Consider the following 10,586-nt stretch of genomic DNA (forward strand, 5'->3'; position numbering starts at 1 on the left):
TAAAAAGATGACTGAATTTCTGAAGAATAGATTGATGCTCCTGTTCGCCAAGGTTAAGCTGGTAATAATATGAACAGGAAGTCTTTTTGTCCTGATAACTGAAATGACCGCTAATCGTTTATCAATTAGTCAGGAAAATTCCCATTGTGTTACGTCTAACTCTAGACAATTAGATGTGCAAACTGCCCAAGAAGAGGTTTATAGCTTCTTTATGGGAATTGTCAATAAATTGCCACCAGAAGATGTTTTACGAGAATTCAAAAATTTATTTATAGACGGTCTTGATTGCGAAGATTCCGATTATATACCTGGAATATATAGTGTTTTTTTAGATGATAACGAGGAAGAATTATACAATACACTTAAGCGGTGTTGCTACATCATAGTTAATAATTGGAAAACTAACCGAAAAGACAAATATATCCAAGACTTAGTTAATTTATTTGTTCATGAAAATCTGAAAATCCAAGACAATAATCCTCCAGTAGTAAAAACTTGTAAAATCTGGTTAGAGAAGTTTGCTAACAGCAAAGATTACAAGGATCTGAAATTATTTGCTACTAAATATGAAGAATCATCTAAAGGTCATTGGGCTAATCGCTACACTTCCTATTTATTGATCGATCAATCTGTTAATAATAAGAACCCTAAAGAGCAACAAGAAGCTGCTAGAAGGCTTTCTAAACAGATTAAAGACAAATTTAAGTTTGAACTAGCAATGTATATTGCTCGTTCTCAATCTGCTGTCTCAAGCACAACACGCTATAAAAATCCCAGTATTTTGGGAGATCAAGCTCTGCGCTTAATAAAAGCAATTGTCTTAAAAAAAGGCGTATTTAGCCATGATAATATTGCCCATATATTTATCAAGCAAACGGAAAATCAAACTCTGAAAGAATTTAAAACAAGCCTAGAAAAATACCTATTTTTTCCTGTAGAAAATCAAGAATCAGTCGAAACTTGGCGGCGGCAGTTTGCACATAATTTATCGTTATGGAAGACAAATTATAATCAAGAAATTATCACTAAAGAATTGTTCTTGAGAACCTGTAATCGAGTGATTGATTACTTTACAACAGAAAATTCTAAAGAACCTTCGCAATTATTTATTTTATTAATTGGTCAAGGTCATGCTCTCACCCTAGTAATTATATTATTAAAGATTATTTTGATTTGTAGAAATTCTCGGAGACATTTAGAAACCCGGATTGCTCATTTGATTCGTTTTTACGAAAACTATTCCGAAGAGGAATGCAAAGGGGTAATAAATTTTATCGAGATTTTTAATATCACTTTCGCAATTTATGCAGAAAATGTAGAATATAACTTGATTAAGATGAAAGAAGAACAAAGCAGTAATCAGCAATTAAATCTGGATAGTTATCGTGTGTTTTCACAGATGAAAGTAGATAGATAAAAATGAGTTTTGCCTGATTCAGGATTTCGCAAGGCGTTCATCTAACCAAGCTAAGGCAGCACCCGCAGTTTCAGCTAAAATACTGATGAGGCGATATAGAGCGATCGCACTAAATACTAAAGCAGATGGAAAGTGGTGTCGTAAAAGTTCATACGCAGTCGCTTCAAACACACCTAACCCACCAGGCGCACCAGGTATAACAAACCCCAACAACCAAGCGCAACTAAAAGCCCCGAATAACAAAGGAATTTGATTCGCATTCAACGAACCCAAGGCGAACATAGTTAGTATAAACCCAGTGGCGCGTAGTCCCATAAAGCCCACTTCTCCTAACAAAGGGCGCAAAGGGTAGCTTTTAAGACTGAAGGGAACAGTTGGTTGAGTTGTAGCAGCAGACTTTTTTGCTTTTAATTTATACAAAAAACGAATAACGGGGTTCAAAAACCACGGATGAATCGCACTAAGGACTACAGCTAAACTCAGAAATTGTAGTATTTGGATAACAAGGGTAGTATTAGCTGCTGCAAATTGGCTACTACATAAGACAATGATGATTAAAGCAGCCGCTAGCATGAGTAGCGGTTCTAGCAAAACGCTTAAGGTGGCTGCACCTGTAGGAATATTGGCATTTTTGGCGGCGACAATTCGCCCGTAGTGATGCCAGATATTACCTGGTAAATACTTAGCTATGTTCGTTTTTAGGTAAACTTGGATGAATTGGGGAGATGATACAGGTTGATTTAACTCTTGCAGAATCCAAGTCCAGATCCAGCCTGCCCAAGTATGAGCTAGTAAAGTTACCCCTGTTGCGATCGCCATAATTGCCCATCCTACATCATCAATGCGGATAGCAGTTACCTCAATCCAATTGTCCTTCAGAGCTTTCCCTAAAAAAAACAGCGTTCCTCCCAAAATTATCCAGCGTAAAAATTGCTTCATGAATTTAGTCATTTAACGTTGAGAGCAACAAGGGCTGAATACCTTAAGTTTTATGGTGTATCAGCTATATATCCAAATATTTTGAAGTATCAAACAGCTTGAGGTAGTTCTTTTTACGAAAAGTATATTACTTTATTTTATATCTCTCTAGAGTTAGATAAAAATATTATTTTTGTACTCCTTAAAATGTAGCCTGCGCTAGAGGTAAAGAGCATTTTATTATTCATATGCTGAATACAGGTTATCAAAAGTGAGCTGAACCAAAACAAGCACAATAACTTGCTGACCAATCCAATGATTCAGCAAATTCTTAGTTTATTAATATTTTGGTAAGGAGGACTAAGTGAACGCAGTGAGAGTATTCTTGAAACAAATAAGATTGCGCCAGATATTAACTATCTTTTTAGCTGGACTATTGTTGATAGTTAGCACTGCTTGTAGTGGGGCAAATGCTCAAGGTGCAAATCCACAAAATCCTGCTGTACAAGCCGGTGGAGCAAACAACCCTTATAAGAATGGTGGAGACAAGTATAGCAACTATAGAATGTCTACCGATCCGAAAATAGCAAACCCAAAAGCCAATCAGGGACGTGACCAAGCTAGCTTACAACCAAGTTCGCAATTGTTGATTGCTACAAATACAGAATCTGAGATCCTTTATCCTGGTGGCGAGACACCAGCAGGTCGAATCCAGAAAGAAGCAGAACTGCCATTGATCACAGATAAAGACTTCCGCCAGCCTGAACCCGGCGGTTTGATTCAGAATGAATCAAATGTAGGAGAGCGGGTTAAAGATCGGCTTGAGACTGTAAAAGAAGCTGTTGAAGAAGCTTCCGGCTTTTTGAATAACAAGGCAGATGAAGCTAAAGCAAGACCTGAATTACAACCCAATCCAGCAGTAAACAGATAAAAATCTTGTTTTTTCTGAATGCTTTGGATGTAAAATTAATTCCAAATGCCATCTTGGTTGAAGTTTAACTTAGTCACAAAAATGCAAGGACTTAGAAGTATGAGAAAAGCAATGAATTGGCTGAAAAATATTCGTCCCTTGAAAGTTGCAACTGTTTTTTTAGCAGGAATCTTTCTATTTATGACACAGGCTTGTGGTGCTCCAGGAATAGCAACACAGCCACCACAACCTGGTGCTCAAGCACCTAATATTGAACGATACGATGCCACAAAAGATTATCCTCTGAATTCTCCTACTGGTGGAATAAATAACTTTAGTGATGTAGATCCCAGAGCGCAAGATGAAAAGGCAGCTAATGACAGAGCTAAGGCCCTAGTAAAAAATGCTCAAAAGAATATCGATCGGAAGGGAATTGACAGCCCAGAGCAATATGGCGAAAATTACAAACAAGGGACATCTCTTGGTGGAAGAGTCAAGAACCTGGGTGAAGATATAGGTGGTTCAGCTGAAGAACTTGGCAAAGGTCTTGTTAAGGGAACTCAGCGAGGAATTGAAAATATCAAGGGTAATACCCAGAATGCTGCTGAAGACGTGACGACAAATGTTCAGCGTGGAGCTGAGGATGCTGGTAAAAATGTTAAGCGCACAGCTGAAGATGCAGGCAAAGCAGTTAAGAACACAGTCGATTGAAATTAAGCTGATGCGCTTCTAAATTGTACATTTTGACGTTAAGACTGTCCTAAGTCAATTGGTCATCTGTCATTTGAAAACAAATAACTAATGACCAGGATCGCTCCTTTAATATACAACTTAAATGCGTAACAGCTTAGTCATTGAATCTCTTGTAAAAATATAAAAGCGCCCACAGATTAAAGTCTGGGGTTACTAAAATAAAGCCTGCATATGCAGGCTTTATTTTAGTTTTATGTGGGCAGGATTTAATATCGCGTGAGTTCGATGAACCTCTCCCTGCCTTGAACTAAAGTTAAAGTCTGTCCCTCTCCGAGTCGGAGAGGGACGGTTTTGCGTAGTAAAACCAGGGAGAGGTCTTTTAATTAGATTTTAGTAATGAGCGATCGCCTCTATAATTTCATGATGATGTTACCTCACCGAATAGCTCTTCGTAGCGATCGCTCTTGTTTTAATCTAAATACAGCATTTCATTAATTCCTAGCGAATATAATGAAAGGCAATACCCTGCCTTGTTAATGCGTTGGCTTGCATTGTTAATGCGGTGGCCGCCTTGTTAATGCGTCGGCTTGCATTGTTAATGCGTCGGCTTACATTAAAAACGCTACGCTTTTACGCAAAACTGTATTAAGAAACTGCGTAAGCGTAGCCCGTCATAAACATCGCTCATTCATCAGCAATACTACAAATACTTCTGCAACAATAACCCTAACTTTTCCTTTGTCGCTGGTGGTGCTTTATCCAATTGAGTCAAAATTGCATATTGCAACGCCGAATGCGCTTCACTCGGTGGTGGATTTTCACTCAAGCGCCGCACAGTTTCTTGAATCACCTTTTGAGCATTCACAGCATTCCGCAGCAAATTGCCAATCACCATCTCCACTGTCACATTGTCATGGTCTGGATGCCAACAATCGTAATCTGTCACCAGCGCTAAGGTTGCATAAGCAATTTCCGCTTCCCTTGCCAACTTCGCCTCTGGTAAATTCGTCATCCCAATGATTGTTGCACCCCAACTGCGGTAAAGATTCGATTCTGCCTTAGTAGAAAAAGCTGGCCCTTCCATGCATACATAAGTGCCACCGCGATGGAGAGTAACTTCTGGTAAATTGAGAGATGCGATCGCATCTGCCAACACAGTTGCCAAATTCTGACAAATCGGATCGCCAAAGGCAATGTGAGCTACAATTCCCTCACCAAAAAACGTTGAAATCCGATTTTTTGTCCTGTCGATAAACTGATCTGGCACCACCATATCCAGTGGTTTCGCCTCTGACTTCAAGGAACCCACAGCACTAGCTGAAATTAAATATTTCACACCCAATTGCTTCATTGCATAGATATTAGCGCGAAACGGTAATTCAGAGGGTAAAAGCGTGTGATTGCGGCCATGACGCGCTAAAAAGGCTACCCGTGTACCATCCAAAGTCCCTAGAATCAAAGCATCAGATGGTGAACCAAAAGGAGTCTCGACTCGCACTTCTTCGATATCTTTGAGCGCATCCATTTTGTAAAGACCGCTACCACCTATAATCCCAATACTAGCTTGAGCCATGATTCTGAACCTGTTCTTTACCGATCTGCTCAGTTATTTTATCGAAAAGGGGAGTAGCAGAAAACAAAGCGATGTCTACAATGAGCTATGCGATCGCATTTCGTGCCGCTAACACTATTGAATTATTACCCATTAATTGTTTGTTTAGGTGCAGATAGAAATCATCACCCAGTTATTCGAGGGTTAATTAATAATTTTGAGCAATCAAATTTCTGATAATTTTTGGAGATTAATGGTTATCATTAGCCCTTAAGTTAATCGTCACCATAGTGTGTAATCAATATTTAATGTATATAAATATTAAATATACGCACTTCTACGCAGGGAAACAAAGCAAGCGTTATACTTTTGGGAAAAGGCTTATTTTAACCCCTGCTTTTAACATTTTCATAAATCAATGAGTCTCAATTTTCGCTTTGCGGTAGTCAGCGACTTACACCTGGCACTTCCTCACACAATCTGGGATCATCCCAGCCGATTTCATCTGGTGGAAGTAAGTATCTCAGCATTTAAAAGTGTACTAGAACATTTAACACAACTCGATTTAGATTTCTTGTTGTTGCCAGGAGATTTAACCCAGCACGGCGAACCAGAAAACCACGCCTGGTTACAACAATGTTTAGCCCAGCTACCTTTTCCCGTTTATGTTGTTCCTGGTAATCATGACGTTCCTGTGCTGTTGGCCGATCGGCAATCGATTGCTTTTGCAGATTTTCCCTACTACTACACAAAGTTTGGCTACGAAGATCCGCAGCAGATTTACTACATTCGTCAGTTATTGCCTGGAGTTAAGCTGATTGGACTAAATTCTAACTCCTTTAACGACCGGGGAGAGCAAGTGGGGTGTTTGGATGCCAAACAGCTACGGTGGTTAGAAGAGGTGCTAGCGGCATCTGGTGATGACTTAGTTTTGGTGATGGTGCATCATAATGTAGTGGAACATCTGCCCAATCAATCGAACCATCCACTGGCAAATCGCTATATGTTGTCCAATTCAACAGAACTATTGCAGCTGTTGAGGCGCTACGGAGTCAAGTTAGTATTTACAGGGCATTTGCACGTTCAGGACATTGCTTACTCAGATGGGGTATATGATATTACCACTGGTTCTTTAGTTAGCTATCCTCACCCTTATCGAGTGTTAGAGTTTCATCGGGATAACCAAGGTAAAGAATCGTTGCAGATTTTATCCCATCGCGTAGAGTCAGTGCCTGAGTTCCCTAACTTGCAACAGTTATCAAGGCAGTGGATGGGCGATCGCTCTTTCCCTTTCCTAATTAAGCTACTAACTCACTCTCCATTAAACTTACCATTATCACAAGCAAAAGAATTAGCTCCTGGTTTGCGCGACTTCTGGGCAACTATTGCCGATGGGGATGCGGTGTTAGATTACCCTCATTTTCCCCCAGAAGTGCGGCGCTACATTCAAACATATAGTGCATTACAACCCCATCCAGGCATAGCCACTGCTGAAAATTTGACGATGATTGATAATAACAGCACACTTGTACTGAATAAGAGTTAGAAGTCATTCAATTTTGGATTTTAGATTTTAGATTTTTACAAAGAAAGGCAATCTAAAATCCGGCATTGCACTGTCAGCATACCAAAGGTGCGGCCAAAATCTCAAATTGCCGAATTAGGAGTGAGGAGTTATATCAAGTCCGGTTGAACACGTAATTATTAGGGCTGACGCAAGGCAGAAGGGAATAATTAATAACCAACGCCCAATGACAAATGACAAATGACAAACTCATTACTGATTTTGGCGACAAATTCCAAATGCTGAGGTGTAGGCGTGTAAAAAGGTTCTGCCACCAACAGGGCCAATTTCACCGCCACAGAAAAAGCCACCTATAGGAATATCGTTAAGGTAGCGCTGAAATAATTCAGAATCGAAGTTAGGTTTACCATAGAGTCCTTCACCTCGTCCCAGACAAGAAAACATCAAAGCAGCTACAGCCGAGGGTTCAGATTCTCGTTGATGTTGATAACTTTGGAGGAGTAATTCGAGGTCTTCAGCAGAGGCTTGGGCATCGCGTAGATGGAATTGCAGCCTTTGACCAGGACGAACGCGATCGCCAATTGCGATCGCCCCTGCATTTGGATCGACTCCAAGAATACCACGTATTAAAAAGTCTCCTTGCTGCAAAGCCAGCTTAAATTCATCCATTGCCACACCAACAAACAGAGAATGCTGTGCTAAAATCCGTTCTTGTTCGCTGAGACTAGCAATCAAATCTCGCAACACCACTAGAGGCACTTGCTCATCTAACTCTAGAATGATATTGCGATCGGCTTTTGTAACTTGCAATGGTTTACCAATCGGTCGGCATCCTTGGGCAACAATCGTTTCTAAAACAATATTGCCAGTCAAAGCTATACCAACAGTGCCCTCACGATACAAGTTTTGCTGTTCCTCACCGTTAGTATCGTTACAAAAAAGGGCAACACGACCACCCATACCTCCACCACTAGCCTGTCCCCCGACGATCGTCGATCCTGGATAAGCAAAATCCAGCCCCTGCAACAAATCATTGATTCCAGAGGCGAAAGAACTAGACAACAAGATGAACTGCGGTGTCGGTGATGGTGGTACACCGATCAAATCAAGCCAAGCATCTGGCGAACTGTCTAAATCAGGTAATTCTTCAGCAACAACATGAAAAACTTGAATCTTCACCCCTGGAAGGTGTGCTAAAGTCAAGCTAATAGCTGGTTCAGCTTCTAATTCTTGGGTTTCTCCGTTAACTGTTGTCCCAATTACACCACCACCACTACAGCCAATTAGCACAGGCACAGAAAGTTTCTCAGCTAACAAGGGTAACAGTCGGGAATACTCACTCGTAAAAGCAGACGAAATGAATACCAGTCCTAAATCCGCAGGTGCTGTTAACGATGAAACAGCTCGTTCCACCACATCTGTAACAGCGGCTTCCAGAGAATGACGGGTTGATAGGGCATTTGCCCACTGCATTTGGTCTGCCATGAATTTTGAGCTTCTTTCTCTATTTTAGGCTAGTAGATTTTGACTTTTTATTTTGGGAAGAATTGCATCTTACAATAATTGATGCCAGCCCTTTGTCTCCTCCATCCCAAGAAGCTAGAGTTGTCATTCCCTAATATAGGCATCTAAATATATTGTATGATTATTTATCTATGCTACTAATTCCACAAAATCTTAAAAAATAAAGATAAATGCATTATAGATAGAGTAGCTTGCTGTATTGGTTATAAATCAATGGCTAAAAAACTAACTTACCATCGGCTAAATGGTTAGAATGGTTATTAATCAAGCGAAAACCTGCCATTTTCTATACTAGTATTAACAACACATAACGAGACTAAAGCAATGACCAACATCCAAGAAACAGCAAAAAGCGACATCCAAGAGCAAATCCAACAAGAAGTGGAACAAGCGCGTACTGTCTGTGATATTAACGGTAGCAACTCACCAGAGTGTGCTGCTGCTTGGGATGCAGTAGAAGAATTACAAGCCGAAGCTTCCCACAAGCGCCAAAGCAAGCCAAAAAATTCTCTAGAACAGTATTGTGATGACAACCCAGATGCCATTGAATGCCGCGTTTACGACGACTAGAAATTGAGGTAACTGGATTTTATGTTGCTTGGTTAGCAAACAACCAGCATTGACTAAAGAAGACGCCCAGAGTAGAGGACGTGGAAACTCACCAATGTCCTCCACTCGCAAGCGTTTTATTTGGAGCTACGGATTTTAGTCGTGGAAACAAAAAATAAATTCCTTATTTGAATCAATAGGCTTCTTCCAAAGGGATAAGTTGCGATTTTCATAAATTAAACAACCAATTAATTGGCACTAGGGGCGTACAGATGTACGCCCCTATAAATTTTTTGTAATACTCGTGACTTCTAGTCATACGAGATTCAATAAACTATTATCAAGAAGAATTCAGGATGAATTGGAGTCCAACTGACTCCTGAATAAAAGGGTTTAATACCCCTGCCTTATTTAGCAGTCTACATTCAGGTAGTGGTATAAAATCGCACTTAATTTATTCATACTCCTGACTTCTTTTTATCTATTGTTTGAGAAAAAATATGGACTATGATATTTGGTTTCGACCTTTCGTCTGGATTGATTACCGACTGGCAGTATTATTCTTGGTAATTATTCCGCTAATTCTGCTGATTTGGGCATTTGTACAAAAAGCAGAAGGCATACAACGCTTATTGGCTATATACTGGCGAGTATCAAGCTTAGTGGCAATCACGGTTTACTTAATGATTGCCCAGTATCCAGTTAGCTTTATCTCTGGGTTAATAGCTCAGATTTTGATCCCGATTTCGCTGTGGTTCTGGGTGGATATCAACGATGAAATTGAGTATCAAACCAGTGGTTCTTTGAAATTGATTTTTACTTCTTGGCGCTGGGCGACAACTGTTTATTGCTTTTTGGGCGCATTAGCATTTATACCTTTTTTGGGTTGTGCTTTTTCTGGCAATATGCTGAAGACTCCCTATTGTCGTGTCTGGTTTGAGGCTCCGTTACTATTCAAAGAATATTTTCATGCTAACAGCAAGGCTGAGTTTTTAGGTTTTCTTGGCATAACTAGTTTAGTAATTTATGTGCTTTATTTAAGCTATTTTGTTTTGATTAAGCTGGGCAAGCAGGGACGTTCAGCCACACCACAGTAACTATCGCTGTGCCACTTAACCTACTCTTAAAAACATGAATTCCATTGGTAAGCGACTGGAACAATACACTGCTAAACGCACCAAAGAAGTCCTAATTGTAACGGTGGAAATTGCCGATGAGCAAGATACAATTGCTATTTTCAAAGGCTTTTCCAGTTCTTTGATGCGCCCTACAGCATTTGATGCAGATGTACCAGTCCTACCAGATGGGGCAAACATCCTCAATATTGACCGAGTAGCCAGTCCTTATAATCCTGAAGCACCCCGTTATATTCAACAAGGAATTTCTTGGGAAGCGATGGAAGCTCTATTATCAGAAGTAGATGTTTGACTAATTACTAATTCGTAATTCGGCGTTGCATAAATGCGGGATGAATCATGGAAACACGGGTATTTCTCTA

10 protein-coding genes are annotated in these 10,586 nt (G+C 40.1%); 7 read left to right on the top strand and 3 right to left on the bottom strand.

Features of this window, described 5'->3' with window-relative positions:
* Nucleotides 1-103: 103 nt before the first annotated feature.
* On the top strand, nucleotides 104-1,417 hold the full coding sequence (locus RMY64_RS27625) for a hypothetical protein (RefSeq protein WP_322673375.1): 1,314 nt from the start codon (nucleotides 104-106) through the stop codon (nucleotides 1,415-1,417).
* Nucleotides 1,418-1,435: 18 nt separating this feature from the next.
* Here RMY64_RS27625 and RMY64_RS27630 read toward each other — a convergent pair whose 3' ends face one another.
* Nucleotides 1,436-2,356, bottom strand: coding sequence for a lysylphosphatidylglycerol synthase domain-containing protein (locus tag RMY64_RS27630; RefSeq protein ID WP_322701681.1), 921 nt, complete (start codon nucleotides 2,354-2,356; stop codon nucleotides 1,436-1,438).
* A gap of 343 nt (nucleotides 2,357-2,699) precedes the next feature.
* Here RMY64_RS27630 and RMY64_RS27635 point away from each other — a divergent pair, with 343 nt between their 5' ends.
* Nucleotides 2,700-3,266: a DUF6658 family protein gene (locus tag RMY64_RS27635; protein ID WP_322689126.1), complete on the top strand. Its 567-nt coding sequence runs from the start codon at nucleotides 2,700-2,702 to the stop codon at nucleotides 3,264-3,266.
* 99 nt (nucleotides 3,267-3,365) lie between these two features.
* Nucleotides 3,366-3,956: a hypothetical protein gene (locus RMY64_RS27640; protein ID WP_322673378.1), complete on the top strand. Its 591-nt coding sequence runs from the start codon at nucleotides 3,366-3,368 to the stop codon at nucleotides 3,954-3,956.
* A 682-nt stretch (nucleotides 3,957-4,638) separates the two neighbouring features.
* Here RMY64_RS27640 and RMY64_RS27645 read toward each other — a convergent pair.
* On the bottom strand, nucleotides 4,639-5,511 hold the full coding sequence (locus RMY64_RS27645) for an S-methyl-5'-thioadenosine phosphorylase (protein WP_322682303.1): 873 nt from the start codon (nucleotides 5,509-5,511) through the stop codon (nucleotides 4,639-4,641).
* A 397-nt stretch (nucleotides 5,512-5,908) separates the two neighbouring features.
* Here RMY64_RS27645 and RMY64_RS27650 point away from each other — a divergent pair, with 397 nt between their 5' ends.
* The gene (locus tag RMY64_RS27650; protein ID WP_322701682.1) at nucleotides 5,909-7,036 is read left to right on the top strand and encodes a metallophosphoesterase family protein; all 1,128 of its coding nucleotides are present in this window, start codon (nucleotides 5,909-5,911) and stop codon (nucleotides 7,034-7,036) included.
* Between the two features lie 231 nt (nucleotides 7,037-7,267).
* Here RMY64_RS27650 and RMY64_RS27655 read toward each other — a convergent pair whose 3' ends face one another.
* The gene (locus tag RMY64_RS27655; protein ID WP_322673381.1) at nucleotides 7,268-8,500 is read right to left on the bottom strand and encodes an FIST signal transduction protein; all 1,233 of its coding nucleotides are present in this window, start codon (nucleotides 8,498-8,500) and stop codon (nucleotides 7,268-7,270) included.
* Between the two features lie 363 nt (nucleotides 8,501-8,863).
* Between RMY64_RS27655 and RMY64_RS27660 the strand changes: the two genes are divergently transcribed.
* The 3 genes from RMY64_RS27660 (at nucleotide 8,864) to RMY64_RS27670 (ending at nucleotide 10,516) form a co-directional block, all read left to right on the top strand.
* Nucleotides 8,864-9,109 (top strand): Calvin cycle protein CP12, encoded by a 246-nt coding sequence (locus tag RMY64_RS27660; protein WP_322673382.1) that lies wholly within the window; start codon nucleotides 8,864-8,866, stop codon nucleotides 9,107-9,109.
* Nucleotides 9,110-9,588: 479 nt separating this feature from the next.
* Nucleotides 9,589-10,185, top strand: a complete 597-nt coding sequence (locus RMY64_RS27665; protein WP_322673383.1) for a DUF3177 family protein — start codon at nucleotides 9,589-9,591, stop codon at nucleotides 10,183-10,185.
* Nucleotides 10,186-10,219: 34 nt separating this feature from the next.
* A complete protein-coding gene (locus tag RMY64_RS27670; RefSeq protein WP_322701683.1) occupies nucleotides 10,220-10,516 on the top strand; it encodes a hypothetical protein in 297 nt (98 codons plus the stop codon).
* The last annotated feature ends 70 nt before the right edge of the window (nucleotides 10,517-10,586 follow it).

It is taken from the genome of Nostoc sp. DedQUE08, from assembly GCF_034530895.1.
In the GTDB taxonomy this organism is placed as follows: domain Bacteria; phylum Cyanobacteriota; class Cyanobacteriia; order Cyanobacteriales; family Nostocaceae; genus Nostoc.